We start from the raw sequence: 26,681 nt of genomic DNA, 5'->3' as shown, positions 1-26,681 counted from the left end.
CTTTGATATTCACACGATTTGGGTCCATGACCCTTGAGATTCGACCCATTTTCATGTTCTTACGTTCCACCCCATTCTGGCAGCCGAGGGAAGTTGAGGGAAGTATGTTGCTGCGGCCCCATAGCGATCGGCCCTACATCGCCCGCCTGCGCGCACTGCTGCCCTGCCTTGCGGGATGGCTGGGCTTGGCCCTGCTGTTCCTGGGCCTATCCGTCCCTCCGGCCCTGGCCCGCAATGCCTCGCTCCTGATCGATGCCGAGACGGGCCGGGTTCTGCAATCCCAACAGGCCAATGCTCTCTGGTATCCCGCCTCGCTCACCAAGCTGATGACCGCCTATATGGTTTTCCAGGCGGTTGAGGCCGGCAAGATCGGCTGGGAAGACAAGATCACCGTCTCGGCTTATGCCGCCGGACAATCACCCACCAAATTCGGCCTCAAAACCGGCCAGAAGATCACGATCGAGCAGGCGCTCAAGGCCATGCTGGTGGTTTCCGGGAATGACGCGGCAGTGGCCCTCGCGGAAGCTATCGGCGGGAGCGAAGAAACCTTCGCCCAGATGATGACCGCGACCGCGCGCAATATCGGCATGGAACGCAGCGTGTTCCGGAATGCTTCCGGCCTCCCCGACAGCGGCCAGGTTACGACGGCACACGACATGGCTGTCCTGGCCATGAGAATTATCAATAATTACGGGCAGCATTATCACTTGTTCAGCCTGCGCAGCATCACGATCGCCGGCCGCACGCAGGGAACGGTCAACGGCATTTTGAGCTCCTATCCCGGGGCAGACGGCATGAAAACCGGCTTTACCTGTGGCTCCGGCTACAACCTCGTGGCTTCCGCCAAGCGGGACGGGCGGCGCCTGATCGGTGTCATCCTGGGCGGCCGTAATCGCGGCGAGCGCGCATCCCTGATGACCGCCCTGCTGAATTCCGGTTTCTCGAAAAAGGGCAAGGACGGGCTCTCGCTCGCGGATCTGGCCATCCAGATCTCCACCGCCGAACAGGGGCCGCCGCCGGTGCTGCTCAATGGCGGCGAATGTGGGGCGACCGTTGCCGATGACGGTACCTCCACCATCACATCCTCGGCGCGGTTGAGTGGCTGGGGCGTGGTTTTCGGTTCCTTCCCCAAGCGCGATCTGGCCGAGGCCACTGTCGCGAAGATGAAGAAACAGCTCACCGGCACGATCGGCAAAGGGCGCCCGGCCATCATCGAAAAGACCTGGGAAGGTGTTTCGCGCTATTCCGCCCTGCTGGTCGGGATGGAACAGGGCGATGCCGGCAAGGCTTGCAAAAAGGTCTGGGAAGACAAAGGTTATTGCTTGGCGCTGAGTCCAGCCGTGCTCACCAACCCAAACGCGGAATGGCGTTGATCCCGGCCCGAAGGTCCGCCCGGCCCTTGTGAACTCGATCACATTCTCGCGCGTTAGGCATTCTCATCTCTCTGCCAGACGTGTCCGAATGATAAGGTCGAAGCATGAAAATACATTCGCTCTCCAAACTGTTGGCAGTTCTGGCACTGGGCGTTGGCCTCTCCGCCTGTGCTGCGTCGACGCCGCCGCGTCCCGCGATGCAACCTCTGGCAGTGGCCGGCAATTTCGGCTTCACCGACCGGAAGATCGATGCGGACACGATCGAAGTGACCTATCGCGGTGCCGAGGTTTCGGTGAACAGCCGCAATGCCCGCAACGATACGCGGCTGGAAGCCGAAAAGCTGAAGGTGCGGGATCTCGCTTTGTTGCATGGGGCCAAACTGGCGAAGGAACAGGGTGCCGCTTCGGTACGCGTCGCCAGCGAGCGGGTCGATAGCGATGTCGATGTGAACTCGCAGCCCAGGTGCCGACCATCGCCATTCTGGGGTCCGCCGGGCTTCTGGGGGCATGGGTATTACGGACATGGCTATTATGGCCACGGCTATTACGGTTGGCCTGGTCCCTATTACGATTGTTATGAATCGCGTTGGGCCAAAGCCCGTGCGACGGCGGTCCTGACACTTGACCTCCTGCCGGCCGATGCGCCCAAGGACGAGACGGCACAGCCGGTCGGCCCGACCATCGAGCGGCTGGAAAAGACCTATGCCGGGGCGACTTATCCCTGATCGGCTTGTTTAACCCGGCTACGCTGTGAAATGCCGGATGTTGCGGCGGCGCATATTGATGCTATTTGATACCGCCACGACATTGCCGAAGGGATGGTTGATATCATGAGCGAGCCGGAAAATCCGCGCGGGTCAGGCGACGGGGTAGAACAGCCGACCGTCGCGGAGATCAAGCGGCATCGCATCAGTTTCGGGGTCAGGCTGCGCAATTACTTCCTCGCTGGCATCCTGATCACGGCGCCCGTGGGTCTCACCGTCTATATCGCCTGGCTGTTCATTTCCTGGGTCGACAACACGGTGCTGCCGCTGGTGCCGCCGCATTACAACCCGGAAAACTACCTGCCGTTCTCGATCCCGGGCATCGGCCTTATCATCGTGCTGGTGGTCCTGACGCTGATCGGGGCCGTGACGGCCGGGATCTTCGGCCGGCTAACGCGGCAATTGATGGAAAGCGTCCTCAACCGCCTGCCCATCATCCGCAGCCTCTATGGTGCCATCAAGCAGATCACCGAGACGGTGCTCGCCAACAAATCGGCGGCGTTCCGCGAATGCGTGCTGGTCGAATTCCCGCGCAAGAATGCCTGGACCATCGGCTTCGTCACCGGTGCCACGCCCGAGGAGGTCGGACAATTGGTCGATGGCGATCCGATCACGATCTATGTGCCGACGACGCCGAACCCGACCTCGGGTTACCTCATCTTCGTGCCGCGCGCCGAGCTCATCTATCTCGACATGTCGGTCGAGGACGGCATCAAGCTGGTGGTCTCCGGCGGTATCGTGACACCCGCCACGGCCAAGAAGAAAATCCCTGCCAAGCAGGCGGTTTCAGCCTGACCTGATGGTCTTCACCACGGCGTCCTTCTCGAAGAGATAGAGAAGGACGCGGAGCGCCGTGCCGCGCTCGCTCACCAGTTCCGGATCCTTTTCCAGGACCAGCCGCGCATCGTCGCGGGCGATCTGTATGAGATCGGCATGGGCGGCGAGATCGGCCAGATGGAATTCCGGCAGGCCGCTCTGGCGCGTGCCAAGCAATTCGCCCGCACCGCGCAGTTTCAAATCTTCCTCGGCGATGCGGAAACCATCCTCGGTTTCGCGCATGATGTTGAGCCGGGCCTTCGCGGTCTCGCTCAAGGGCGTCTGATAGAGCAGCAGGCAACTCGACTTGCCGCTGCCGCGCCCGACCCGGCCGCGCAATTGGTGGAGTTGTGCCAGACCGAAGCGTTCGGCATGCTCGATCACCATGACGGTGGCCTGCGGTACGTCGACACCCACCTCGATCACGGTGGTTGCGACCAGGATGTCGATCTCGCCCTTCTGGAAGCGCGCCATGGTCTGGTCGCGCTCGGCGGCCTTCTGCTGCCCATGCACCAGGCCGACGCGCTCGCCGAACATCTGCCGCAGCACGTCATAGCGTTCGGTGGCGGCGGCCAAATCGATGAGCTCCGATTCATCCACCAGCGGACAGACCCAATAGACCCGCGAGCCCTGTGAGGTGGCGCGTTTCAGGCTGCCCGCCACTTCTTCCAGGCGGTCGAGCGGAATGGTGCGGGTATCGATCGGCTGCCGTCCGGGCGGTTTTTCGGTCAGGCGCGAAACGTCGATATCGCCATAGGCGGTGAGGGTGAGGGTGCGCGGGATCGGTGTCGCCGTCATGACCAGAAGATCGACGCCTTTGCCCTTGTCGGCCAGGGCGACACGCTGCTGCACGCCGAACCGGTGCTGCTCGTCGACCACGGCCAGGCGCAGATCGTCGAAGACGATGCTTTCCTGGACCAGCGCATGGGTGCCGACCACCAGATTAATCTCGCCACTGGCCAGTCCCGCGACAATCTTCTCCCTTGCCTTGCCCTTGTCGCGGCCGGTCAGCAATTGCAGATGCAAGCCGGCGGCGCGCGCCAGCGGTTCCAACGTCGCGAAATGCTGGCGGGCCAGAATGTCGGTGGGGGCGAGGAGGGCGGCCTGGCCCCCTGCCTCTGCCGCGATCAGCATGGCGAAGAGCGCGACCACGGTCTTGCCGCTGCCGACATCGCCTTGCAGGAGGCGCAGCATGCGCTGCGGTGCAGCCATATCGGCGGCGATCTCCTCGATCGCATGGCGCTGCGAGCCGGTGAGTTCGTAAGGGAGCTTGGCCTTCACCCGCGAGGTGAGGGCGCCGGTCGCGACACTGGGGCGCCCGGCGAGGCGCCGGTTGTGCTGGCGCACCAGTGCTAGCGCTACCTGCGCTGCCAGCAATTCGTCATAGGCGAGGCGCTGTCTTGAAAGCGTGGTCGGGGCAAGGTCGGCGGGTGCTGCGGGGCGATGCACCTGTTCCACCGCCTGTTTCCATTTGGCCCAGCCATGGCGCTTCACCACATGGGGGTCGATCCATTCCGGCATCTCGGGCGCGCGATCGATCGCCGCGGCAACCGCTTTCAGGACCATGCGCTGGGTGAGGCCAGCGGTGAGGCCATAGGTCGGCTCCAGCCCCTTGATCTCGCCGATGCGTTCCACCGGCAGGATGTAATCGGGATGCACCATGTTGAGGCTCCCGGCATAACGCTCGACCCGGCCGGAAACCACGCGCCATTCCCCCGGCGGCAGCAGGTTCTTGAGGTAATCCGCGCGCGGGTTGAAGAAGACCAGATCGACCGCCCCGGTATCGTTGACGCAGGAGACGCGATAGGGCTGGCGCGGCCGCTGCGGCTCCAGATGGATCGTGACCTGCACCTTGAGAGTGACGGTGGCACCGTCCGCCACTTCATCAATCAGCGGTTCGAGCTGGCGCGCAAGCAGGCCGGTGGGCAGGTGCCAGAGCAGGCCCGCCACATTCGGTCCGGTCAATTTCTCGAACAGTTTCCCAAGCCTGGGCCCGATTCCGGGCAGGCTGGTCACCGGCGCAAAGAGCGGGTAAAGGAGTTGCGGTCGCACGAGAATCCGGGTCCGGCTGCTGCTGGAAACGGGGGGACTCTATGCGCCAAATGCTTATGAGGGAAGGGTTTCGGCATGGCCGATGCCACACATCTGCGCAAGAAGCTGATGTTCCAGTGCCAGCACCGGGGCACCAAGGAGCTTGATTTGGTCCTCGGCCCCTTTGCGCACGCCCATCTTGCCGACCTCAATATCGACGAGTTGCAGATTTTGAACGATTTCCTGAGCGAGCCGGACCCCGACATTTATGACTGGCTGAGCGGCCATACCGCCTTGCCGGAACGGCTGCGCAGTCCGGTCACCGACCGTCTGGTGGCCTTCGGCCGGCAGCGCCTGACAGGCGAGGGCGCCTGATGAAGAAGCTGCCCTTCGATCTGCCGCAGACCGGCCGCCACGATGTGGGCGGGGTGCCGGATGGCTATGACGCCCAACTTGTGGCCGGCATCGCCCGGGCACGGTCGCTCAACGGCGTCCTTCATGTGGCGCGGGACGATCTCCGCATGGCGCGCATGGTCGAGACCCTGCGTTTCGTCGCCCCCGATCTTGAGGTGCTGAGCTTCCCGGCCTGGGATTGCCTGCCCTATGACCGCGCCTCGCCGCATCGTGACATCCTCGCTGCTCGTATCGAGGTTCTCTCTCAGCTCGCGGCCGCCGGGGCAAGCGGGCGACCTCTGCCCATCGTCGTCACCACGGTCGCCGGATTCCTGCAGAAAGTGCCGGCGGCCTCGGCTTTCAAAGGAAGCACGCTGGATCTCGCGCGCGGCAAGGAAGTGCCGCAGGAAAAGCTGGTCGAATATCTGCTGGGGAATGGCTATCTGCGCAACGCCACGGTCTCGGAGCCGGGTGAGTTCTCCGTCCGTGGCGGCATCATCGATCTCTTCCCGCCGGGAACGGCCCAGCCGTTGCGTATCGATTTCTTCGGCGACGAGATCGAGGATATCCGCCTCTTCGATCCGCTGTCGCAGCGCAGCCAGGAGAAGCTTGAGCATTTCGCGATCAAGCCGGTCAACGAAGTCACGCTGACGCCGGCGGCGATCGAAGCCTTCCGCACGGGCTATCGCGAGACCTTCGGCACCAGCGGCACCGACGATCAGCTTTACGAGGCGATCAGCGCCGGACGCCATTATCCCGGCATGGAACATTGGCTGCCGCTCTTCGGGACACCTTTGGTTCCGCTCGATGCGTATCTGCCGCAGGCGATCATCGTCCTCGATCACCAGGCCGACGAGGCGAAAAGGGCCCGGCTCGACACCATCGCCGATTTCCACAGCGCACGCACCCAGTTGCAGCGTGCCGAGCGGGAATCCGGGGCGCCGATCTATCGGGCTCTGCCCACGGACCGGCTCTATCTCAACGATGCCGATTGGCGCAATTATGCGCGCAAGCATCTGGTTCTTGCCTTTCATCATTTTGGGACCGGCGGCCTGGATGTGCTGGAAGCGGGCGGTTCGCCCGGCCTCAATTTCGCCGAGGCCCGCACCAATCCGGACGTCAACGTCTATGACGCCGCCGCCAAGGCTATCCGCGCCGAACAGCAAGCGGGGAAGCGCGTCCTCCTGACCGCCGTCAGCCAGGGCGCTGTCGAGCGTATCGGTCATCTGCTGAGCGAGCACGGCCTTGGCAATCAGGTGGCCGTCGACAATCTGGACCGGTTCATGGCCTGGCCGCGCGATACCCTGGGCCGCGCGGCTCTGGGTTTGGAAACCGGTTTCAACGCGGAAGGGATGCTAGTCGTCACCGAGCAGGATATTCTCGGCGACCGCCTGACGCGCACCGTTTCGAGGAAAAGGAAGAGCGAAACCTTCCTGGCCGAGCTCGCCAATTTCAGCGCCGGCGATTTCGTGGTTCATGTCGATCACGGTATCGGGCGATATGAGGGGCTGGAGACGCTCGATGTCGGCGGCGCGCCCCATGATTGCCTGCGCTTGACCTATGCCGGCAACGACAAGCTCTATGTCCCGGTCGAGAATATCGAGGTGCTCTCCCGCTATGGCGGCGAGGACGCCATTGTCGAACTCGACAAGCTGGGGGGTGCTGCCTGGCAGGCCAGGAAGGCCCGCGTCAAGCAGCGCATCCGCGATATCGCGGCGCATCTCATGAAAGTGGCGGCCCAGCGCGCGATCCGCGAATCCGAGCCGCTGACGGCGCCGGCCGGTTTGTTCGACGAATTCTGCGCGCGCTTCCCCTATGCCGAAACCGAGGACCAGCAGCGCGCCATCGACGACGTGCTGACCGACATGGCATCGGGCAAGCCGATGGACCGGCTGGTCTGCGGCGATGTGGGCTTCGGCAAGACCGAGGTCGCCTTGCGCGCCGCCTTCGTGGCGGCGATGGGTGGCAAGCAGGTCGCCGTGGTGACACCGACGACCTTGCTCTGCCGGCAGCATTACAAGAATTTCGCCGAGCGTTTCCGCGGTTTCCCGATCCGCGTCCGCCAGCTTTCGCGGCTGGTCGGTGCCAAGGAAACCAAGGAGATCAAGCAGGACCTAAAGGACGGCAAGGTCGAGATCGTCATCGGCACCCATGCGCTTTTGGCAAAGTCGATTGAGTTCGCCGATCTTGGTCTCCTCATCGTCGACGAGGAACAGCATTTCGGCGTCTCGCAGAAGGAGCGCCTGAAGGAGCTTCGTGGCGACATCCATGTGCTCACCCTGACCGCGACGCCGATCCCGCGCACGCTCCAATTGGCACTGACCGGTATCCGCGAGATGAGCCTCATCACCACGGCGCCGGTCGATCGCTTGGCCGTGCGGACCTTCGTGCTGCCCTTCGACCCTGTCGTGATCCGCGAGGCGATCCTGCGCGAGCAGTTCCGGGGCGGCCAGATATTCTATGTCTGCCCGCGAATCGAAGATCTCGACATGGTGGCCGAACGCGTCCGCAAGCTGGTGCCGGAAATCAAGCTGGTGACCGCCCATGGTCAGATGCCGGCGACGGCGCTTGAGAAGGCGATGACGGCCTTCTACGACCGCAGCTACGACATGCTGCTGGCCACCAACATCATCGAATCCGGTCTCGACATCCCCAGCGCCAATACGATGATCATTCACCGCGCCGATATCCTCGGCCTCTCGCAGCTCTATCAGCTCAGGGGCCGGATCGGCCGATCGAAACTGCGCGGCTATTGCTATCTCACCACGGTGCCGAACAAGGCGCTGACGCAGACCGCCGAGAAGCGGCTCGAGGTCATGCAAACCCTCGATCAATTGGGCGCTGGCTTCACCCTGGCCAGCCACGATCTCGATATCCGTGGCGCCGGCAATCTGCTGGGCGAGGAGCAATCCGGCCAGGTGCGCGAAGTGGGTGTCGAGCTCTATCAGTCGCTCCTGGAAGAAGCTGTGATGGAAGCCCGTGGCGAGGCGCGGGCCGCCGCCAAGCAGGATTGGGCACCGCAGATCAATCTCGGCACCTCGGTCCTTATCCCCGAGGAATATGTGACCGATCTCTCGGTTCGCCTCGGCCTCTATCGCCGTATCGCGACCCTCGAGAACGACAACGAGGCGGAAGCCTTCGCCGCCGAGATGATCGATCGCTTCGGCAAGCTGCCGGTCGAGGTCGAGAATTTGCTGAAGATCGTTGCCGTGAAACGGCTTTGCCGTACTGCCGGCATCGAGCGGATCGAGGCGGGCCCCAAGGGCGCCGTGCTCTCCTTCCGCCACAACCGCTTCGCCAAGCCCGAGAAACTCATCGACTTCATCTCGCGCCGTTCCGAGATCATCTCCGTGCGGCCGGACCACAAGCTGGTCTACCGCCAGGATTGGCTCGATGCCGATGCCCGGGTGAGCGGTGTGCGGAAACTGATGGATAAGTTGTCGGAACTGGCGGCTTAGGAGACGGCCATCTGCACATCGTCCTCGCGGGCGAGGTCGAACATGTTGTAGAGCACTTCGGGCTCCTGGGCGCCGGAAAGGCCGAAGCGGCCGTTGAAGATGAAATAGGGGACACCGGTGATGCCGAGACGGCGGGACTGGAAGTCCTCATTGAGGGCCGTGTCTATTTCCGGCAAACCGTTGACCGCGCTATGGGCGATGTCGCTGGGTAGGCCGACATCTTCAGCGAGGCGCACCAGGATCTCGGCATCGCCGATATCGATGCCTTCCGAGAAATAGGCCCGGAACAAGTGATCGAGTAGCAGGCTCTCGCGGCCGATGCGCGAGGCCGCCTGGATGAGGCGGTGCGAGCGCAGGGTATTGGGCGTGCGGCGCACGAGGTCAAAGCGGAAATCGATCCCCTCATGGCGGCCGACCCGCGCCACATTGTCGAAGACTCGCTGCGCGCGTTCGAGGCTGCCGAATTTCGCGGTCATGTATTGGCTGCGGTCGATGCCCCCCATGGGCATGCCGGGATTGAGCTGGAAGGCCCGCCAGCGAAGCTTGAGGTCTGGCTGCGGCCGTTGCGTGAGCGCGCGCATCAGCCGGCGCTTGCCGATATAGCACCAGGGACAGACCGTGTCGGCGAAGATTTCCAGCAGCATGGCGGGATTGTTTCATGCTGCCCGGTTCACTGGCAAGTGGTTCTAAACGAAGGGTTTCGGGTCCAGAAACCGTCGCAAGACGTTGAGCGTCAGGCGCGACACGTTGTTGTCATATCGGGCATGGGACAGGGAACTGGCCCAGCCGATCGAGCCGGTGGCAAAAACCGCCCCGCCGGAAGGTGTTTCGAAGAACACGAGTTCCGCCCGGCATTTGTCGTTCTCGATCGCGTCCAGGCCCGGGAAACCCGCCAGCATCTCCTCGGGCGTCAGCAGGAAAACATTCGAATGCTCGACCGATTTGGCCAGGATCAGGGCATGGCGCGGCGTGCCGAGTTCCGGGTCGCTGGCATCGAGTTCAAGCCCGGCGGCACCGCCCAGAATGCCGAAATTCCCGATCTTTTCGTCATCATTGATGCCTTCGAAGATGAAGCTCGCGCGCGGATCAAAGGAATCAGCAAGGCGCACGTAATAGGAGCTGGCATCGAACCCTTCCGTCACAAAACCGACTCCGAACAATTTCTGCGGCGCTCGGCCCTGGCTGCGCCACAATCCGCCGAACTCGCCGCCCCAGGCATGGAAACGCTCGCCGGGCGGCAGCTCATAGCACCGCGTCCCAGCCTCGCCGCGGCGGAGTTCGATCGCACCCGGCCAGTCCGGATGCGTCGCGATGCGCCAATAGAAGCCGTTGCCGCCGGTATAGATGATCCGCCCGGCATCGCGCTGATATTCTTCAAGCGCATCCATCATCGCTGTGCTGTGATATTCGGGGTGGGTGCCCGTCACGATGCAGCGATAGCGTTTCAGGAGCTCGGCGCCTTCTTCATGCAGCTTGTCGTCGGTGATGATGTCGTAGGGCTGCCCGATCGCATGCAGCCAGTCGATGATGTGAAGGTCGGCATTGAAGTTCCAGATCGCGCGCTTGGGCCGCGAATTCAGGATCGGCCGATGCCAGGATGAATGGCAGGAACCCGAGCCGTCGCGATGCCTGTCATAGAGCGAGACCCCGTAATCGCGCCGCTCCTTCAGGAATTGTTCGGTCGGGCCCAATTCCAGGAGCGAGCCATAACAAACTTCGGAAAGGGAATCCTCGTAACCATGATGCGAATTGGCATAGGCGAGATAGGTGAAGGTCGAGGCGAGAAAGGCGAGGGAGGCTGTCACCTTGCCCTTGGGCGGCAGCACGAAGAACGGCACGATATCCTCGCCGCCATCATCCGTGGTCAACTCGCAGGCATAGATGCCGCTGGCGAGATCGGCCGGCACAACCCAGGCAAAATCGGTCGCCCACCCCATGTCGTAGAGATCGTCGCAATGGAAATGGATCGCGCCATAGAGGTCTGGGCGCTCGTGCCAATGCGTGGTCTGGCTGCGCCAATGCGCTCCGGTGACGGCGCGGGTCGGCAGATTGACGATTTCTGCGTCGTGGCCATGGCCGCTGAGGTCGTTGAGATAACGGCCGCCCATATCGCGGCTGAAATCCCAGGTGAGATAGCGGGTGAGATTGAGCGTGGTCGGATAATCGAGCGCGCTGAAATCGATCAGGCCCGCAAAGATCGCCGGCGCTTCGATCTTGCCGTCGAAATGATGCGTGGAATGCCGGCGCCGGTCTGGCCGCAGGGCCACACTGGCGGCGGCGGTCACATAAGTGCCGGCAAGGTCCGACAGATCGAAGGTGGCAGTCGTTCCGCCGCCACTCCTCGGCGGTTCGCCGAAGGCCGGATCAAGCGGCCGCTGCAGCAGAGTCAGGCGCTGCGTTTCCGGATCGATACTGGCTGCCAGCAAATACCAACGATGGGCCAGCAGAGGTTCACCGCTGCTCAGGACCGCCTGATTGGCGCCATCCCAGATCGTGATGCTGGCGGCACCGCCGCGATCCAGGCCGAGCACAATTCCGCGCTGGCGGCCGGTATTGGTGGCCACAGCCTCCTGGCAGGCAAGGATTGTCTGCTGGGTTCCCTTGTCGGGTGACGTCGCCAAGACCAGGGCAACCAGGGTGAAATCGCCCCGGGAGAGAATGTCGGCCGGCTCGCGCGTCGTGACATAGGAGCCGATATCGATCGTCTGACGCCGACCGGGATAGCTCCCGTTGATCTTGGCGTCGACGGGATGAACTTTGTAACCGGGGCTGGCCGGTCCATCATCGCCGCAGATCAGCCGCACGATGCGGGCGCGGTAGCGGCCGGCGCCGCCTTCGCAGGAGATCTTGAATTCGACGCGCTCGCCTGGGCGCAAGGATGGCCGATCCGTATAGCCGGTGATCTTCAGCATAAGGCGATCATTCCAGCGTCAGGTCCTGGCCGGTAAGGCGCTTCCAGCGAAGTTTGAAGACGGCCCATTCCGCTGCCATTTTGTCGGCGAAGACATCGCCGGTTGGGATTATCGGGTCCTGCGGCCGGCGGCCCAATTGCGCGAGCCGCCAGGGCCCGGAGGGGCCATCACGCAGCAGCACATAATGACCTTCAAAAGGCTCCGAGCGCATGCGGTTGAGCACGCGCTGCAACTCCGCGCTGTGGCGGCCATATGGCTTGCGCTTGAATTCTTCGGCCAGATCGATCCGGCTGGCGTCAATTTCATACATAAGTATGCATTCTAACAGAGCCTTTGGCGATTCGCCCGCCGGGCATTGATTGTTTCTTGCGATTCACACCTTTGCGTGAAATTCTCCGGCCGCAAGGATGGGGGAGGTTACGGCGCCATGGTTATGGCCGACGGCGGCGAAGTCGAGGGAAATGTGGGCGGCTTGCCTCTTGCCGATCTGACCTCGCCATTGGTCTTGGCGCTTCACGAATATTGGGCGCGGTTGCGCGGATCCCGGAAATGGCCGCGCAAATCCGATTTCGATCCAGCCGAAGTGCGCAAGCTGTTGCCCTATGTCACGCTGGAGGAGATCCACCGAGATCCGTTGCGGGTGCGCTTTCGTCTGGTCGGCACCGAACAGGCGCGTTTCGCCGCCCTCGATTATACCGGGCGCTGGCTGCATGAACTGCCCTGGCATCCCGCCATCATCCAGGATCTGCTCGGGCATTATCGCCGGCTCATCACTCTGGGAGAGCCGATTTTCGGCGCATCGCGCTATGCCTGGAGTGATGGTTTCGAGAAGGCCTTCGAATGGGGCCTTTTCCCGCTCTCCAAGGACGACACGGATATCGACCATGTCATCAGCATCGAGGATTTCTCGATGATCGATCGCGATCGGCTGGCACGCCTCCTCGAACGGCAGGACCGCCTCCATGCGCGTCCCATGGCTGGCGGCAAGGACCGGCCGGCCTTCTTCTAGTTGACGCCGCGCATGAAGCCGCCGATCCGAACCAGGGCTTCGTCCAGGGTCGCATGCCTTTTGGCAAAGCAGAAACGCACCACCGATTTGACCGGCGCCTCGGCATAAAAGGCGCTGACCGGAATGGCGGCGACCCGCGCCTCGGTAACCAGGCGTTGGCAGAAGGCATTGTCATCCTGGCCGCGGGATCCGAGATCGACATTGAGAAAATAGGTCGCCTTGGACGGCAGGACGTTCAATCCAAATTCACTCAGGCCCCGCGCGAAATGATCCCGCGCCGCCTGGAAATCGCGCCGCATGCCGGTGAAATAGGAATCCTCCTTGTCGAGGCCATAGGCGACCGCTACCTGCAAGGCAGGTGGCGTGGTGAAGGTCACGTATTGATGTGCCTTGGCGATGACCCGCAGGAGATGTGGTGCCGCGCAGACGAAGCCGACCTTCCAGCCTGTGAGGGAAAAGATCTTGCCGGCCGAGCCGATCTTGACCACGCGGTCGCGCAAAGAGGGCAGGGTGAGGAGGGGCGTATGGGCGACGTCGTCGAAGAGGACATGCTCCCAGACTTCATCGCAGACAGCGACCGCGTCGAATTCGACCATGTAGCGGCCGAGCAATTCGAGGTCTTCCCGCGCAAAGACAGTCGCCGTCGGATTCAAGGGATTGTTGAGCAGCACCACCCGCGTCTTCTTGTTGAAGACGGCGCGCAATTGCTCTTCCTCTATCCGCCAATGGGGCGGGCGCAGGGTGACGAAGCGCGGGATGCCGCCAGCCCGCTTCACCAGCGGGAGATAGGCATCGTACATCGGCTGAAAGAGGACAACCTCGTCGCCGGGCTCGATGAGGGCGAGGAGGGAATCGGCGAGAGCCTCGGTGGCACCCGAGGTCACCATCACCTCGTTTTCCCAGTCCAGTGTCACTTTGTGAAAACGCTGGTAATGCCGTGCGATCGCCTGCCGCAATTCCGGAATACCCATCATGGACGGATATTGGTTCCAGCCGGACACGACTGCCTCGGCGGCCTTTTGGCGCACATCTTCCGGGCCGGGATCGTCCGGGAAACCCTGGCCCAGATTGACCGCGTGATGTTCCCGCGCCAGGCGCGACATGGTTTCGAAGACGGAGGTGGATATCTGGGAAAAGATCGGATTCATGGCGGGCGGCGTTCTGGTGGTTACGGGCGCTCCACTTGTGCGGTCCGGGCGGATTCTTGTCAAATCCCTGCGCATATGCGGAAATTCACGGGCGTTATGCGTTAAATCCGCCTTGATTTACGTCACGTAGCAACCAAGTTTGGTCTATCGAGCCAAGTGGCGAAGGGGGTTCAATTGCGGTTCTGGGTTGCGATGCCGGTTGCGGCTGGGATTGCGCTGGTTTCTGCCTGCGCAGGCCAGGTGCCGGCCACCCATCCGCCCGCCAGTTTCGCTTCCTATCAGGCGGAGACGCGCCAGCTGATTGCCGAGCGCCGTGCTTTTCAATCCGAGGATCGCGCCGCCGAGCTCGATTACAACACGCCGCAGGAATGGCGGCCACAGGGCGGGAAGCCGCAGCGCGCGATCCTGCTGGCGCATGGCCTGGGTGATTCCCCCTTCTCCTTCAGCGATATCGGCCCCGCTTTGGCGCGGCAAGGCTTCGTGGTTCGCACCGTGCTGCTGCCGGGCCATGGCACCAATCCCGCCGATTTGATCGATGTGAGCGCCGATGACTGGCGCCGCGTCATCGCCCAGCAGACGGCCCTTCTCAAACAGGAGGTTGAGCAGGTCTATCTCGGCGGGTTTTCGACCGGCGCCAATCTGGTGACCTCCCTCGCGCTCAACGATGACGAGATCGACGGCCTGCTGCTGTTTTCGCCGGGCTTCAAATCCGACGAGGGCTATGAATGGATGGCGCCGTTGATTGCGCCCTTCGTCACCTGGCTCCGCGATCCCGAGCCCAACCGGCCGCAGCAGAATCCGGTGCGCTATCTCAACGTGCCGACCAATGGCTTCGGCCAGTTCCATCATACCAGTTCGGAAATCCGCGCCGCTTTGGACGAGCGTCCCTATGAAAAGCCGGCGACGATCATCCTCACGGAACACGATTCCCTGCTCGACGTCGCCAGCATTGCCGAGACCTTTACCGAGCGCTTCACCCATCCCGACAGCCGGCTGATCTGGTATGGCGGACCGCCCGCGATCGACGATCCGCGCATCCTCGTGAAACCCGATCATCTGCCGGAATACCGCATCAGCCAGTTCTCGCATATGAGCGTCCTGTTCTCGCCCCGGAACCAGCTCTATGGCCGGGAGGGCAGTCTGAGATTTTGCGAGAACGGCCAGAACGAGGATTTCTATGCCCGCTGCAAAAACGGCGAGGAAGTCTGGTATTCGGATTGGGGTTTTGAAACCCCGGACCGGATTCATGCCCGCCTGACCTTCAACCCCTATTTCGACTGGCAGATGGATGTGGTGGCCGAGGTTCTGGGCGCTCCCGGGCAGAAAGTCCTGACCGGGCAGAATTCAGAGCCATAACAAAAGCCGGTTCGTAACAAAAGCGGGGCCGGCGCCGAACTCTCTGGCATAGACTGTTGATCCCACAGCCCCATTCGGCGGGAAGGACTTGCCATCTTGTATCCCTGGCGCGACCGGGCCGGACAATTGTCCGGCTTCAAGCTGACCGTCTTCCTGCTGCTGTTGCTGCCGGGGGTCTGGATCGCTGTCGCCTGGGCGCTGGCCAGTCCTGATCCCAATGCGGGGACGCTTCTCGCGGGTGCAGTCAACAGTGCCACGGATGCCATGCCGGTGACCAAGGCGCTGCACGAGATCGGCCTCTGGGCGGTGCGTCTGCTGATCCTGACGCTCGCAGTGACGCCCTTTCGCCGGATCGCCGCCTGGCCGGCCTTGATCCAGATCCGGCGCATGCTGGGCGTTGCCGCCTTCGCCTATCTGGCGATCCACTTCATCCTTTACATCGTGCAACAGAACTTCCGTCTGATCTTCGTGGCGAGCGAGATCGTGCAGCGCTTTTATCTCAGCATCGGTTTCGTGGCCCTGCTGGGCTTCCTCATTCTGGCGCTGACCTCGACCGACGCGGCGATGCAGCGCCTCGGTGGGCGCAAATGGCAGCGCCTCCATTATTTCGTCTACCCGCTCACGATGCTCGGCCTGTGGCACTTCTTCCTGCAATCGAAGATCAATGTCAGCGAGCCCGTCTTGATGAGCGGTCTCTTCATCTGGCTGATGCTTTATCGGCTCGCCTATCGCTGGAATGGCTCGCGCTCTCTCTTGCTCTGGCATCTGGGCGTCTTGGCAATCGCCGCCGCGGCGCTCACCATGATCGGCGAATGGGCCTGGTACGAGACCATGACGACACTTGGCGGCAATCGTATCCTCGCCGCCAATTTTACCCTGGCAAGCGGTCTGCGCCCCTCTTGGTGGGTGCTGATCGCGGGTCTGACGGTCGTATTTTTGAAGATCATCGCCGATCGCTGGTGGGGCAGGGATCGCGCCACACGCCGTCGTCGACCCAGCACTGCTGCCGTCAGCGCGGGTTGAGGATGGAATAGAGGGCGCAGAATCCGCCGGCGATATCGCCCTCGCGCTCAAAGCGCAGGCCGGCAGCTTCCGCGACCCGGATCGAGGCCGTGTTGGCCGGGTCGATCAGCGCGATCAGGCGTGGGAGCTTCAATCGTTCAAAGCCATGACGCACCAGGGCCTGTGCCGCTTCGGCACCGAGGCCGCGTCCCCAGCAATCCCGGCCGAGCAGATAGGCGATCTCGATTTCGAGCCTGCCGTCAATGTCCCAGGGCAGCAGGCCGCAGCGCCCGATGAAGCGGCCGGTCTTTCGCTCGATGGTCGCCCAGAGACCGAGTTCGGAGTGTTCGGGATGGCCATGGCGGAACCAGTCCAGTTCCTCCTGGGTCTCCGCGGTCGAAAGCACACCTTCGGGAAAATACCGCCGGACGACCGGATCGGCATAGAGCGCCGCCAGTTCGGGAAGATCGCGCGCCTCAAGATGCCGGAGGATGAGCCGTTCCGTCGCCAGGATTTCCATGACGCGAGGATAATCCGTCCTCGCCGGTCATGCGAAGGACCCCAATGTTATCCAGGCGAATATTATCCAAACGAAATTCAGCTCGGGAGGTCACCCAGGGACGCCCGCCGCGCGGGCGCATGATGGGCCGTCGCCGCCGAATGCCGGTGGCGATCCGCCAGTTCCTCGCGGATGTCGTCGACCATCATGCCGGTGGTTGCGACCAGCCGGCGCAAATGGTCGTGGGAAATGTTGAGTTCGTCGGCCCAGTACCGAACCGCGAGGGGATCGTTAATGTCGACACGATCGAAATACTGGACGGCTTGTGCTGAAGAGATCGGCATTCTCGCCTCCATAACCCTGACCTTTGGAAGCCCGCTTCGCGCGCTTGGGTCGGAGTATAGCGCCGCGATCCTCGGCGCGCGGTGACCGTTCTGTTGCAGCATCATTTGCCACAGGGCGCATTCGTCTGGCCGCAGCCGTCTCGGCGCGTGCCTCAGATCGCGTGCCACAGGCTGGAAACGCCGACCAGCAGAATGCCCAATACCGCGACGAGCCGCCAGGCGCCGCCGAGGCCTTCCCGACTCTCTCTGGCTTCCCGCAGGATGTCGTTATAATTGTCGGTGGTTTGCATCTGATGCCTCCACGACGGATCGCCTCTTATTGGATATGCCTCGAGATGAGGCTGTCCATCGCAGCGAGATGGGCGGTCGCGGAAAAGGTTCAAGCCATGGTGACCGGCCTGTGCGCCCTGTCACAGTAAATGAGGGGCCGATATTCCTTTTTGTTAACGAACTTCCTTTATATATATATGACATTGATAATGCACTTTTTCTGACACATTCTTTCGTTGATGCGCGGCAATTCAGCCGTCGGGAAAGCCACGATGTTGCATCGGTCCCTCAGACACGGGGTTTGCCGCCTTCTCCTATGGGCCCTTCTGGCCTGTGTCTGGCCGGCCGCCATCGCACCGGCCGCGGCGGCGGAATGCAGCCGGCTGGTGGCTTCCGGCAACCCGGAATATCCCCCCTATCTCTGGCGCGACCCGGCAGATCCCGGGCACCTGATTGGTGCCAATGCGGAACTGATGAAACGGCTCTCGGCCGAGATCGGCCTGCTCATCGAAGTGCGCTATATCGGTTCCTGGGCGCGCGTGCAGGAGGAGATGAAGGGTGGCCGCATCGACCTGATCGCCGGCGCCTTCCTCACCACGCCACGCCTCGAATACATGGACTACTTCCTGGCGACCATCGCCACCACGCGCTCGGTCGTCATCACGGCCCAGGGCAGCAAGGTTCATTTCGGTAAATGGTCGGACCTCGCCGGCTATCGCGGGCTCACCGTCATCAACAACAGTTTCGGCGAGGAATTCGACCGCTATGCCGCCGAACACCTCAAGATCGCCGAAGTCGGCAAACTCGAAAACGCGCTCCAGATGCTGGCCGGCAAGCGCGCCGATTACCTGATCTACGAGGATGCCCCGGCACGCGCCTTCGCCGCCCAGGCGAATATTTCCGGCCTGACGGAAGCGCCGGAAGCCATCAGCAACGAGAACCTCTATCTCACCCTCTCGCACCGTTCGCCCTGCAACACGCCCACCTTGCGCGGCAAAATCGCCAAGGCCATGCAGAAACTCGCCGCGGAGAAGGTGATGGAGGCCTTGATCGCCGAGGCGATTGAGGCGTGGCGGAAGGAGTGATTGATTTTGAAGCGGCTGCAGGGTCACGATCGGTGAAGACAGCTGCGATTAAATCGCCATACAGAGTGGGAGCTGCCGTTCAAGCGCCCTGACATTCCCCGCTTTTTAGAACTTCACATTGCAAGGTGCCGGTCGAGAAACGAGATGAGATGATCATGATGTTCGTTCTCGGCCGCGCTGCCAGGGATGTGATCCTGCCCCTCATAGTAGTGAACTTCGGGACTCCGACCGTGCTGTTTCAGACGGGCAACAAGTCGTCGTGTCATCTCAACAGACCAGACCCGATCCTCGGTTCCGTGGCTCAGAAATAGCGGGCCGCCGAAGCGTTCGATTTCAATGGGCGTCGTCGGGAGCAATCCATCGCTGGAACCGCGCCAGGACCAAGCCCTTTGCCCCGGATCCCACGTCTGCCAACCAGGATCGCCAGTGTCGCGATACCGGCGTGCGTCGAAGGCACCGCACACGACGTCGGGCGGACTATGTGCCGCGATTGCGTCAGGCAACCCCTCGAGACGATCGCGAGCCATCAGCGACGCCAACAGAAGTGCGTGTTCGGCCCCGCGCGAGACCCCATAGAGAGCGACCTTGTCACCTGCCGCCGGAAAAGCGCGAAGGGCAGCGAGTGCTTCAACGCTGCGATCTAGCGAGATCTCCTCGATGCTGCCCGCATTCCAGGCGTTCCCTCCTTTGGAGTACCCAAAAGGAAAGGCCAGGAAACCATGAGCTGCCAGCAGGGCGGCGTTGCGATGGCTCCATCCGGACCATGCCCCTTCCGATCCGTGAAAGATCATGACGGCTGGAAACGGACCATCCCCTGGAGGCCCGTATGTCGTTCCCCAATCAGGGATCAGCCTTCGGACGATCTTCAAACCCACGCCGCTCTCCTTCGATTTCCTCGAATTGGCGACAGCCTAGACAACCGTAGGCAAATCCGAAAGGCTGCATCGAGGCAGAGACAAGGGCGCAGCGGCTGGCGGAAGGGGTGGGATTCGAACCCACGGTGAGCTTGCACCCACGGCGGTTTTCAAGACCGCTGCCTTAAACCACTCGGCCACCCTTCCGGCGCATTTACCGGCACCGCTGCTTAATGGGGCCGGGCCGGTAAATCAACCGGCTTCGGGCTGCCTTCACCCGGCCGACTCGGCCAGCGCGGACCCAGCGCGGATTTGATCTTGAGAATCACTTTCCGTTCTTGCCTATCGGGGGCCGGAAAGGTAGTTTGGGCTTCATTTCCATCCCACAATATCTAGATGATTCAATGGGTCGGACGGTCCAGATGCAGCGGTTTCGTCGGCATTTCAGTCTTTTGGTCGGGTTGACGCTGTCGCTCCTGGTGGCGGCTTGCGCCGAGACCAATCTGGCGGTCGAGACCACCAAGGTCGTGACCCGCAAGGATGGCGAGGTCACCGGCCCCTACAAGATCGGCAAGCCCTATCAGGTCAATAACGTCTGGTATTACCCCCGGGCGGATTACGATTACGACGAAACCGGCATTGCTTCCTGGTACGGGCCGGGCTTCCACGCCAACCAGACCGCCAATGGCGAAATCTATGACGAGAACGACCTCACCGCGGCGCACAAGACCTTGCCGATGCCGTCGCTGGTGCGGGTCACCAATCTCGAGAACGGGCGTTCGCTGGTCGTGCGGATCAACGATCGCGGCCCCTTCGTCAATAACCGCATCATCGACCTGTCGCGCCGCAGCGCCCAACTGCTCGGTATCGAGCAGAAAGGCACCGCCAAGGTCCGCGTCCAGGTCCTGAAGGAAGAAAGCATGATGCTGGCCGCCCAGGCATCATCCAAGGGCGGGGACACGATCGGTCCCGCGCCCACTGCGGCACCGGCTGGCGAGGTCGTGGCCGAAGCATTGCCCGGCTCCAACGGACAGGCGCCGGTCCAGCAGGCCCAGCCGAAGCCGAGCTCACAACAGGTGGCGCTGGGCAACACCCAGACGCCGCAACTGACCGGGCAGGTCGCCGTGGTGCCGGTCAAACCGTCCAACATCTATATTCAAGCCGGCGCATTCCTGCGCCAGGCCAATGCGCGTCAGTTGCAGCAGAAGCTCTCCGGCATCGGCCAGACGCGCATTTCCGAATTCGTCCTCAACCAGCAGCGTTTTTATCGCGTCCAGCTCGGGCCCATCGCCTCGGTGGAGGAGGCGGACCGCTTGTTGCAGCAATTGCTCGACAGCGGCCATCCGGATGCCAAGATCGCCGTCAATTGAGAGCCATATCCGCGGGGCGACACCCGCATCTAGTCTTGAGGTTGCGTATGCGTAGTTCGTTCTTCTCCGCCAAGGGAATGCTCCGGCATCTGTTGGCTGCTGTCACCTTGATGACGATGGTTCATGGCGGCACCGCTTCGGCGGTCCCGGTCGACACCACCGCGCCCTTTGCCTATGTGGTCGATTTCGAAACCGGCGCGGTCCTCTTCGACAAGAAGGGGACGGAACAGTTCCAGCCGGCTTCGATGAGCAAGCTGATGACCGCCTATATGCTCTTCGATGCGCTCAAGCGCGGCGATCTGAAGCTGACCGATACGTTCCATGTGTCGGAAAAAGCCTGGTCCATGCAGGGCTCCAAGATGTTCGTCGACATCAACACCGATGTCGCCATCGAGGATCTCATTCGCGGCATCGTCATCCAGTCCGGCAACGATGCCTGCATCGTCGTCGCGGAAGGCCTTGCCGGCAGCGAGGAAGCATTCGCCGAACGCATGAACAAGAAGGCCAAGGAAATCGGCCTTACCGACAGCAATTTCGTCAACGCGTCCGGCTGGCCGGATCCCAACCATCTGATGACGGCCAAGGATCTCGCCACCCTGGCGCGCCGGCTGATCAGCGATTTCCCGGATTATTACCATTTCTATTCCGAGCACGAATTTACCTATCACGGCATCAAGCAGGGCAACCGCAATCCGTTGCTCTACCGGACCGGTTCGGGCGTCGATGGATTGAAGACCGGCCACACCGAAGAGGCCGGGTATGGCTTGACGGCTTCCTCGCTTCGCGATGGTCGCCGCGTGATCATGATTCTCCATGGCATGGCGGGCATGCAGGAACGCGCCGACCAGACCGGCATCGTGCTCGACTGGGCGTTCCGCGAATTCGGCAATTACACCATCGCCGCCCCCGGCACTGTGCTGGGCGAGGCGCCGGTCTGGATGGGCGCGGAAAAAACCGTGCCCCTTACCGTGGCCTCGGACCTCCTGGTGACTCTGCCGCGCTCCGAACGCCAGAACGTGGCTGCCAAGGCCGTGTTCCAGGGCCCGATCGCGGCACCGATCGCGGCTGGGCAGCAGATCGGCGAGCTGATCGTCGACATCCCCGGCATGCCCCAGGCCCGCGCGCCTTTGGTGGCGGCCAAGGATGTAGCCGAACTGGGCTTCGGTGGCCGCGTCACCGCCGCGCTGATGCATTTCATCTTCGGCTCGAGCTGATTTCGCCATGCCGGCGGCGCCGCTGCGCTTCATCACCTTCGAAGGCGGCGAGGGCGCGGGCAAATCCACCCAGATTCGATTGCTCGCGGAAAGCCTGCGGACGCGCGGCGAAAAGGTCGTCGTGACGCGCGAGCCCGGCGGCACGCCGGGCGCCGAGCAGATCCGCGCATTGCTGGTCGAAGGCGGTGCCGGCCGCTGGCAGGCGGAGAGCGAGGCGTTGCTGCATTTCGCCGCCCGCGCCGAGCATCTGGCGGCGGTGATACGGCCCGCTCTGGCCGATGGACACTGGGTGCTCTGCGACCGTTTTGCCGACAGCACGATCGCCTATCAGGGTTACGGCCAGGGCCTCGATCTCGCCTGGCTCTGGACCTTGCGCAAGCATATCGTCGGGGCAACGGAACCGGGCCTCACCCTGATGCTCGATCTTCCGGTCGAGGCCGGATTGGCACGGGCCGAAACCGAGCAACGCTACGAACGCATGGGCCTCGACTTCCACCGGCGTCTGGCCGAGGGCTTCCGTGCCATTGCGGCAGCGGCACCTGAACGCTGCCGCCGCATCGATGCGGCGCGGGCCATCGACCCCATTGCTGGCGATATCCGCGCCGCGGTGGGTGCGCGCTATGCCATGACGCTCTGACCATGGCGAAGTCAGCCCCACCACCCCCCGAGACTCTCGTCGCCCCGCCGGAAGCAAGTGTGCATCTGGTCGGCCACGATGCCGCCGAGGCGACGTTCCTGCGTGCCTTCGCCAGCGGCCGCATGCCGCATGCCTGGCTGATCACAGGTCCGCGCGGCATCGGCAAGGCAACGCTCGCCTTCCGCATGGCGCGTTTCCTGCTGGCGCATGGCATGGCGGCGCCCGCCTTGGAGAGTGCCGGTGCCGGGCTCTTCGGCGATGAACCGGAGCCCGCGCCCGACCAGACGCCCCGGGACCTCGACATCGCGGTGGACCATCCGATCTTCAACCGGGTCAAGGAATTGTCGCACAGCGATCTCCGCGTGCTGCGGCGCTCGGTCAACGAGAAGACCGGCAAGCTCCGCAGCGAGATCGTCATCGACGACGTGCGCGCGGCGATCGATTTCCTGCATCTGATGCCGGCGGAATCCGCCTGGCGCGTGCTGGTGGTGGACGCCGCCGACGACCTCAACCGCAACGCCGCCAATGCGCTCCTGAAGATCCTGGAGGAGCCGCGGCCGCGCTCGGTCCTTATTCTGGTCAGCCACGCACCGGGGCGCCTGTTGCCGACCATCCGCTCGCGCTGCCGCCGCCTCGCGCTCGAGCCGTTATCGACCCCGGCGCTCCAGACTGAACTGCGTCGGCATTGCCCGGATCTGGGCGGTGCCGATCTCGATCTGGTTCTGGCTTTGGCTGAAGGCTCCCTGGGCCGCGCCATTACCTTTGGCCGCGATCAGGCGGCGCGCGATCTCTTCCAATCCATGGCGCAATTGCTGGGCGGCTGGCCGGATTTCGACCCCACCGTGCTGCACCGCCTGGGCGACAAGCTGGCCGGGAAGGGCGGCGAGGAGAATTTCGAGACGGCGGTGACGCTGCTCGATTGGTGGCTAGCCCGTTTCGTGCGCCGGGCCGCAGCCAAAGACCGCCCGTTTGCCGAGGTTTTTCCCGGAGAATCCGGCCTGATCGACCGCCTCGCCGGGGCCGCCAGCCTTGATCGCTGGCTGCAATCATGGGAAAAGATCGGCCGATTGTTCGCCCGGGTCGCCAGCGCCAATCTGGACCGCAAGCAGGCCTGGGTCACCGCCTGGCTGGTCTTGGCTGCGACCAGGGGCTAGAACGATCCATCTGCCCCTAATCGTCATGGTCCGCGAAGGCGGACCATCCACGAATTTGCTGGCAAGTGAAGAAAGTAAGTCGTGGGTGGTCCGCCTTCGCGGACCATGACGGATAAAATTGAGAAGAATGATGCCGCAAGAGCGCTTCTACATCACGACGGCGATTGCCTACCCCAATGGGGCACCGCATATCGGCCATGGCTATGAACTCATCGCCACGGATGCGATCGCGCGCTTCATGCGGCTGGACGGGCGCGACGTCTTCTTCCTGACCGGTACCGACGAGCACGGGCAGAAGATGCAGCAGACGGCCGAGAAGGAGGGCATCAGCCCACGCGAACTCGCCGACCGCAACACGGCGCAGTTTCGTGCCATGCCCGCGGCCCTCAATGCCTCCAATGACGATTACATCCGCACGACCGAAGAGCGGCACTACAAGACCTGTGCCGCGATCTGGCAGCGCATGGAGCAGAACGGCGATATCTATCTCGACAAATATGCCGGCTGGTATTCGGTCCGCGACGAAGCCTATTACGACGAAAGCGAGCTGTCGAAGAATGTCGATGGCAAGTTCCTGGCACCCACCGGCACGCCGGTCGAATGGGTCGAGGAGGAAAGCTATTTCTTCCGCCTCGCGAAATATCAGGACAAGCTCCTGGAGCTCTATGAGCGCGTGCCCAATTTCATCGGCCCGGATGCGCGCCGCAACGAGGTGATGAGCTTCGTCAAAGGCGGCCTCAAGGATCTCTCGGTCAGCCGCACGACCTTCGATTGGGGCATTCCGGTGCCGGGCAATCCCAAGCACATCATGTATGTCTGGGTGGATGCCCTCACCAATTACGTGACCGCGACGGGCTGGCCCGATGAAAACCATCCGCGTGCCAAATTCTGGCCGGCCAATGTGCATATCATCGGCAAGGACATCGTCCGTTTCCACACGGTCTACTGGCCAGCCTTCCTGATGTCGGCGGGCCTGCCTTTGCCGGACCGTGTCTTCTGCCACGGCTTCCTGTTCAACAAGGGCGAGAAGATGTCGAAATCGGTCGGCAATGTGATCGATCCCTTTGCCCTTGCCAGCCATTACGGCATCGATGCCATGCGCTATTTCTTCCTGCGCGAAGTGCCGTTCGGCCAGGATGGTTCCTACAGCCCGGAAGCGATCGTGCAGCGCATGAATGCCGATCTTGCCAACGATCTCGGCAATCTGGCGCAGCGCTCGCTCTCCATGATCGCGAAGAATCTCGGCGGCAAACTGCCGGAACCCGGCCCGCTCGATCCGGTCGACACCGCCATGCTGACCGAGGTGGACAGCCTCATCGGCAAGGCGCGGACGGCCATGAACGATTTCGCGCTCCACCAGATCCTCATGCAGACCTGGGCGGTGGTGGCCGAGGCCAACCGCTATTTCGCGGGGCAGGAACCCTGGGCGTTGCGGAAATCCAATCCCGAGCGCTTCGGCACGGTGCTGTGGGTCACCGCCGAGGTCTTGCGCCAGGTTGCGATCCTCACCCAGCCGGTGATGCCCACGGCCTGCGGCAAGCTCCTCGATATCCTGGGCGTGCCGGCCGAGAAGCGCAGCTTTGCGGAACTGGGCGGCGGGGCGCGCATCGTCGGGGGCAGCGAATTGCCGGCCCCCATGGCGATCTTCCCGCGCTATGTGGAACCGGAGGCCGCCGCGGAATGAGTGTTGCGTCTCTCGTCGACAGCCATTGCCATCTCGACTTCGCCGATTTCGGCGAGGATTTCCAGGCCGTGCTCGACCGCGCGCGGGAGAACGGCGTTGCGCGCATGCTCACCATCTGCACCCGTGTGACGAAATTCGACCAGGTGCTGAAGATCGCCGAAAGCGCCGACAACATCCGCTGCTCGGTCGGCATCCATCCGCATGAAGCGGCCAACGAGCCGGAAGTCGACGTCGCAAAACTGGTCGAGTTGGCGCGCCATCCCAAGGTGGTCGGGATCGGCGAGGCGGGACTGGATTACTTCTATGACAAGAGCCCGCGCGAGCGGCAGCAGGAGGTCTTTGCGACCCATGTGGAAGCCTCGCGGGTTTCCGGCCTGCCGCTGATCGTGCACAGCCGCGACGCCGACGAAGACACCGTGCGGCTGCTGGAGGAGGGCGCAAAGAAGGGTGGCCTCACCGGCGTCATCCATTGCTTCACCTCGACGCAATATCTTGCCGATGCCGCCTTGGAGATGGGCTTCTATATCTCGCTCTCCGGCATCGTCACCTTCAAGAATGCCGAGGCCCTGCGCGCGGTGGCCAGGACTGTTCCGCTCGACCGCCTGCTGGTCGAGACGGATTCGCCTTACCTCGCGCCGATCCCCATGCGCGGCAAGCGCAACGAGCCCGCTTTCGTGCGCCATACGGCGCAATATGTCGCGGATTTTCTGGGTCTCTCCTTCGATGATCTTGCCGTCCGGACCACGGCCAATTTCGACCGCCTCTTCACGAAGGCTGCTGCATGAAGGTGACGATCCTGGGCTGCGGCGGCTCGGGCGGGGTGCCGCTGATCGGTCCCGGCTGGGGCGAATGCAATCCCGACAATCCGAAGAACCGGCGCAGCCGTGTCTCGATCCTCGTGAGCCAGGGCGAGACCAACATTGTTTGCGATACCAGCCCGGATTTCCGCGCCCAGGCGCTCGGCGCCGGCATCAATCATCTCGATGCCGTTCTCTACACCCACGATCATGCCGATCATACCCAGGGTATTGACGATCTCCGCTTCGTGAAGAGCCGCGACAAGTCGCGCCATCACCGGATACCGGTCTACGGCTCCAAGGAGACACTCGGCACGCTGACCAGCCGTTTCTCCTATGCCTTTGCCCAGAATACGCAAGGCTCTGGACATCTCTACAAACCCTTCCTCGATCCCATCGAAGTGGCTGATAACGAAACGGTGTCCGTGGCTGGCTTAGCCGTCACTCCCTATCTGCAGGAGCATGGCTTCGGATCGGTGACCACCGGCTATCGCATCGGCAATGTCGCCTA

General features: G+C 62.6%; 25 protein-coding genes and 1 tRNA gene. 16 read left to right on the top strand and 10 right to left on the bottom strand.

What is annotated here, in order from left to right:
* Positions 1 to 104: 104 nt before the first annotated feature.
* The 3 genes from ACE3PR_RS19610 (at position 105) to ACE3PR_RS19600 (ending at position 2,932) form a co-directional block, all read left to right on the top strand.
* Positions 105 to 1,373, top strand: a complete 1,269-nt coding sequence (locus tag ACE3PR_RS19610; protein ID WP_374375548.1) for a D-alanyl-D-alanine carboxypeptidase family protein — start codon at positions 105 to 107, stop codon at positions 1,371 to 1,373.
* Between the two features lie 104 nt (positions 1,374 to 1,477).
* Positions 1,478 to 2,098, top strand: a complete 621-nt coding sequence (locus ACE3PR_RS19605; RefSeq protein ID WP_374375545.1) for a hypothetical protein — start codon at positions 1,478 to 1,480, stop codon at positions 2,096 to 2,098.
* 105 nt (positions 2,099 to 2,203) lie between these two features.
* Positions 2,204 to 2,932 (top strand): DUF502 domain-containing protein, encoded by a 729-nt coding sequence (locus tag ACE3PR_RS19600; protein WP_374375543.1) that lies wholly within the window; start codon positions 2,204 to 2,206, stop codon positions 2,930 to 2,932.
* Here the strand turns inward: ACE3PR_RS19600 and recG are convergent.
* Positions 2,924 to 5,005 carry an ATP-dependent DNA helicase RecG gene (recG, locus tag ACE3PR_RS19595; RefSeq protein ID WP_374375540.1) on the bottom strand — a complete coding sequence of 694 codons (2,082 nt, stop codon included), beginning with the start codon at positions 5,003 to 5,005 and terminating at the stop codon, positions 2,924 to 2,926. The two genes, ACE3PR_RS19600 and recG, sit on opposite strands and share 9 nt — an antisense overlap.
* 75 nt (positions 5,006 to 5,080) lie before the next feature.
* Between recG and ACE3PR_RS19590 the strand changes: the two genes are divergently transcribed.
* Together ACE3PR_RS19590 and mfd are read left to right on the top strand one after the other, a co-directional pair.
* Entirely contained in the window at positions 5,081 to 5,359 is a 279-nt protein-coding gene (locus tag ACE3PR_RS19590) for a succinate dehydrogenase assembly factor 2 (protein WP_374375538.1), read from the top strand.
* Positions 5,359 to 8,835, top strand: a complete 3,477-nt coding sequence (mfd, locus tag ACE3PR_RS19585) for a transcription-repair coupling factor (RefSeq protein ID WP_374375536.1) — start codon at positions 5,359 to 5,361, stop codon at positions 8,833 to 8,835. The genes ACE3PR_RS19590 and mfd overlap by 1 nt, the downstream gene beginning before the upstream one ends.
* Here mfd and ACE3PR_RS19580 read toward each other — a convergent pair.
* From ACE3PR_RS19580 to ACE3PR_RS19570, 3 genes are read right to left on the bottom strand one after another with little or no spacing between them, the layout of a single operon-like run.
* Positions 8,832 to 9,479, bottom strand: a complete 648-nt coding sequence (locus ACE3PR_RS19580; protein WP_374375534.1) for a DsbA family oxidoreductase — start codon at positions 9,477 to 9,479, stop codon at positions 8,832 to 8,834. The two genes, mfd and ACE3PR_RS19580, sit on opposite strands and share 4 nt — an antisense overlap.
* A 42-nt stretch (positions 9,480 to 9,521) precedes the next feature.
* Positions 9,522 to 11,747, bottom strand: coding sequence for a N,N-dimethylformamidase beta subunit family domain-containing protein (locus ACE3PR_RS19575; RefSeq protein WP_374375531.1), 2,226 nt, complete (start codon positions 11,745 to 11,747; stop codon positions 9,522 to 9,524).
* A 7-nt stretch (positions 11,748 to 11,754) separates the two neighbouring features.
* Positions 11,755 to 12,057, bottom strand: coding sequence for a hypothetical protein (locus ACE3PR_RS19570; protein WP_374375528.1), 303 nt, complete (start codon positions 12,055 to 12,057; stop codon positions 11,755 to 11,757).
* Between the two features lie 117 nt (positions 12,058 to 12,174).
* Here ACE3PR_RS19570 and ACE3PR_RS19565 point away from each other — a divergent pair, with 117 nt between their 5' ends.
* Complete coding sequence (locus ACE3PR_RS19565; protein ID WP_374375526.1) at positions 12,175 to 12,756, top strand: PAS domain-containing protein; 582 nt, start codon at positions 12,175 to 12,177, stop codon at positions 12,754 to 12,756.
* Here the strand turns inward: ACE3PR_RS19565 and ACE3PR_RS19560 are convergent.
* Positions 12,753 to 13,904 carry an aminotransferase gene (locus ACE3PR_RS19560; RefSeq protein WP_374375524.1) on the bottom strand — a complete coding sequence of 384 codons (1,152 nt, stop codon included), beginning with the start codon at positions 13,902 to 13,904 and terminating at the stop codon, positions 12,753 to 12,755. The two genes, ACE3PR_RS19565 and ACE3PR_RS19560, sit on opposite strands and share 4 nt — an antisense overlap.
* 174 nt (positions 13,905 to 14,078) lie before the next feature.
* On the opposite strand from ACE3PR_RS19560, the gene ACE3PR_RS19555 reads away from it, so the two are divergent.
* Both ACE3PR_RS19555 and ACE3PR_RS19550 read left to right on the top strand, forming a co-directional pair.
* Positions 14,079 to 15,260, top strand: a complete 1,182-nt coding sequence (locus ACE3PR_RS19555) for an alpha/beta hydrolase (protein WP_374375522.1) — start codon at positions 14,079 to 14,081, stop codon at positions 15,258 to 15,260.
* A 96-nt stretch (positions 15,261 to 15,356) separates the two neighbouring features.
* Positions 15,357 to 16,283, top strand: a complete 927-nt coding sequence (locus ACE3PR_RS19550; RefSeq protein WP_374375520.1) for a sulfite oxidase heme-binding subunit YedZ — start codon at positions 15,357 to 15,359, stop codon at positions 16,281 to 16,283.
* On the opposite strand, the gene ACE3PR_RS19545 is transcribed toward ACE3PR_RS19550, so the two are convergent.
* The 3 genes from ACE3PR_RS19545 to ACE3PR_RS19535 form a co-directional block, all read right to left on the bottom strand.
* Positions 16,270 to 16,782, bottom strand: a complete 513-nt coding sequence (locus ACE3PR_RS19545) for a GNAT family N-acetyltransferase (RefSeq protein WP_374375517.1) — start codon at positions 16,780 to 16,782, stop codon at positions 16,270 to 16,272. The genes ACE3PR_RS19550 and ACE3PR_RS19545 overlap by 14 nt on opposite strands.
* Before the next feature lie 77 nt (positions 16,783 to 16,859).
* Positions 16,860 to 17,105, bottom strand: coding sequence for a DUF3606 domain-containing protein (locus tag ACE3PR_RS19540; protein WP_374375515.1), 246 nt, complete (start codon positions 17,103 to 17,105; stop codon positions 16,860 to 16,862).
* Positions 17,106 to 17,257: 152 nt separating this feature from the next.
* The gene (locus tag ACE3PR_RS19535; RefSeq protein WP_374375513.1) at positions 17,258 to 17,395 is read right to left on the bottom strand and encodes a hypothetical protein; all 138 of its coding nucleotides are present in this window, start codon (positions 17,393 to 17,395) and stop codon (positions 17,258 to 17,260) included.
* Between the two features lie 252 nt (positions 17,396 to 17,647).
* Between ACE3PR_RS19535 and ACE3PR_RS19530 the strand changes: the two genes are divergently transcribed.
* Entirely contained in the window at positions 17,648 to 18,460 is an 813-nt protein-coding gene (locus ACE3PR_RS19530; RefSeq protein WP_374375511.1) for a substrate-binding periplasmic protein, read from the top strand.
* A 113-nt stretch (positions 18,461 to 18,573) separates the two neighbouring features.
* Here the strand turns inward: ACE3PR_RS19530 and ACE3PR_RS19525 are convergent, their stop codons facing one another.
* On the bottom strand, positions 18,574 to 19,335 hold the full coding sequence (locus ACE3PR_RS19525) for an alpha/beta hydrolase family protein (RefSeq protein WP_374375509.1): 762 nt from the start codon (positions 19,333 to 19,335) through the stop codon (positions 18,574 to 18,576).
* A gap of 96 nt (positions 19,336 to 19,431) precedes the next feature.
* Positions 19,432 to 19,521 (bottom strand) — tRNA-Ser (locus tag ACE3PR_RS19520).
* Positions 19,522 to 19,736: 215 nt separating this feature from the next.
* Here ACE3PR_RS19520 and ACE3PR_RS19515 point away from each other — a divergent pair.
* From ACE3PR_RS19515 to ACE3PR_RS19485, 7 genes are all read left to right on the top strand, one after another.
* A complete protein-coding gene (locus ACE3PR_RS19515; RefSeq protein ID WP_374375507.1) occupies positions 19,737 to 20,684 on the top strand; it encodes a septal ring lytic transglycosylase RlpA family protein in 948 nt (315 codons plus the stop codon).
* A gap of 47 nt (positions 20,685 to 20,731) precedes the next feature.
* Positions 20,732 to 21,898: a D-alanyl-D-alanine carboxypeptidase family protein gene (locus tag ACE3PR_RS19510; protein ID WP_374375505.1), complete on the top strand. Its 1,167-nt coding sequence runs from the start codon at positions 20,732 to 20,734 to the stop codon at positions 21,896 to 21,898.
* Positions 21,899 to 21,905: 7 nt separating this feature from the next.
* Positions 21,906 to 22,535 (top strand): dTMP kinase, encoded by a 630-nt coding sequence (gene tmk / locus ACE3PR_RS19505; RefSeq protein WP_374375503.1) that lies wholly within the window; start codon positions 21,906 to 21,908, stop codon positions 22,533 to 22,535.
* Between the two features lie 2 nt (positions 22,536 to 22,537).
* Entirely contained in the window at positions 22,538 to 23,689 is a 1,152-nt protein-coding gene (locus ACE3PR_RS19500; RefSeq protein ID WP_374375501.1) for a DNA polymerase III subunit delta', read from the top strand.
* 127 nt (positions 23,690 to 23,816) lie between these two features.
* Positions 23,817 to 25,373: a methionine--tRNA ligase gene (gene metG, locus ACE3PR_RS19495; protein WP_374375499.1), complete on the top strand. Its 1,557-nt coding sequence runs from the start codon at positions 23,817 to 23,819 to the stop codon at positions 25,371 to 25,373.
* A complete protein-coding gene (locus ACE3PR_RS19490; protein ID WP_374375495.1) occupies positions 25,370 to 26,158 on the top strand; it encodes a TatD family hydrolase in 789 nt (262 codons plus the stop codon). Before metG ends, ACE3PR_RS19490 begins: the two co-directional genes overlap by 4 nt.
* A partial coding sequence (locus ACE3PR_RS19485) for an MBL fold metallo-hydrolase (RefSeq protein ID WP_374375493.1) occupies positions 26,155 to 26,681 on the top strand: 527 nt, incomplete at its 3' end. The genes ACE3PR_RS19490 and ACE3PR_RS19485, both read left to right, overlap by 4 nt.

It is taken from the genome of Dongia sp. (assembly GCF_041909655.1).
In the GTDB taxonomy this organism is placed as follows: Bacteria; Pseudomonadota; Alphaproteobacteria; order Dongiales; family Dongiaceae; genus Dongia.
This window is presented reverse-complemented; position numbering and strand designations above follow the sequence as displayed.

What these genes read in the sequence shown, in the direction of transcription:
- ACE3PR_RS19510 (WP_374375505.1), top strand. Translation starts at nt 20,732, where the DNA reads ATGCGTAGTTCGTTCTTCTCCGCCAAGGGAATGCTCCGGCATCTGTTG.
- ACE3PR_RS19515 (WP_374375507.1), top strand. Translation starts at nt 19,737, where the DNA reads ATGCAGCGGTTTCGTCGGCATTTCAGTCTTTTGGTCGGGTTGACGCTG.
- ACE3PR_RS19540 (WP_374375515.1), bottom strand. Translation starts at nt 17,105, where the DNA reads ATGCCGATCTCTTCAGCACAAGCCGTCCAGTATTTCGATCGTGTCGAC.
- ACE3PR_RS19530 (WP_374375511.1), top strand. Translation starts at nt 17,648, where the DNA reads ATGTTGCATCGGTCCCTCAGACACGGGGTTTGCCGCCTTCTCCTATGG.
- metG (WP_374375499.1), top strand. Translation starts at nt 23,817, where the DNA reads ATGATGCCGCAAGAGCGCTTCTACATCACGACGGCGATTGCCTACCCC.
- ACE3PR_RS19590 (WP_374375538.1), top strand. Translation starts at nt 5,081, where the DNA reads ATGGCCGATGCCACACATCTGCGCAAGAAGCTGATGTTCCAGTGCCAG.
- tmk (WP_374375503.1), top strand. Translation starts at nt 21,906, where the DNA reads ATGCCGGCGGCGCCGCTGCGCTTCATCACCTTCGAAGGCGGCGAGGGC.
- ACE3PR_RS19600 (WP_374375543.1), top strand. Translation starts at nt 2,204, where the DNA reads ATGAGCGAGCCGGAAAATCCGCGCGGGTCAGGCGACGGGGTAGAACAG.
- ACE3PR_RS19545 (WP_374375517.1), bottom strand. Translation starts at nt 16,782, where the DNA reads ATGGAAATCCTGGCGACGGAACGGCTCATCCTCCGGCATCTTGAGGCG.
- ACE3PR_RS19535 (WP_374375513.1), bottom strand. Translation starts at nt 17,395, where the DNA reads ATGCAAACCACCGACAATTATAACGACATCCTGCGGGAAGCCAGAGAG.
- ACE3PR_RS19575 (WP_374375531.1), bottom strand. Translation starts at nt 11,747, where the DNA reads ATGCTGAAGATCACCGGCTATACGGATCGGCCATCCTTGCGCCCAGGC.
- mfd (WP_374375536.1), top strand. Translation starts at nt 5,359, where the DNA reads ATGAAGAAGCTGCCCTTCGATCTGCCGCAGACCGGCCGCCACGATGTG.
- ACE3PR_RS19560 (WP_374375524.1), bottom strand. Translation starts at nt 13,904, where the DNA reads ATGAATCCGATCTTTTCCCAGATATCCACCTCCGTCTTCGAAACCATG.
- ACE3PR_RS19610 (WP_374375548.1), top strand. Translation starts at nt 105, where the DNA reads ATGTTGCTGCGGCCCCATAGCGATCGGCCCTACATCGCCCGCCTGCGC.
- ACE3PR_RS19500 (WP_374375501.1), top strand. Translation starts at nt 22,538, where the DNA reads ATGGCGAAGTCAGCCCCACCACCCCCCGAGACTCTCGTCGCCCCGCCG.
- ACE3PR_RS19570 (WP_374375528.1), bottom strand. Translation starts at nt 12,057, where the DNA reads ATGTATGAAATTGACGCCAGCCGGATCGATCTGGCCGAAGAATTCAAG.
- ACE3PR_RS19565 (WP_374375526.1), top strand. Translation starts at nt 12,175, where the DNA reads ATGGTTATGGCCGACGGCGGCGAAGTCGAGGGAAATGTGGGCGGCTTG.
- ACE3PR_RS19580 (WP_374375534.1), bottom strand. Translation starts at nt 9,479, where the DNA reads ATGCTGCTGGAAATCTTCGCCGACACGGTCTGTCCCTGGTGCTATATC.
- ACE3PR_RS19490 (WP_374375495.1), top strand. Translation starts at nt 25,370, where the DNA reads ATGAGTGTTGCGTCTCTCGTCGACAGCCATTGCCATCTCGACTTCGCC.
- ACE3PR_RS19605 (WP_374375545.1), top strand. Translation starts at nt 1,478, where the DNA reads ATGAAAATACATTCGCTCTCCAAACTGTTGGCAGTTCTGGCACTGGGC.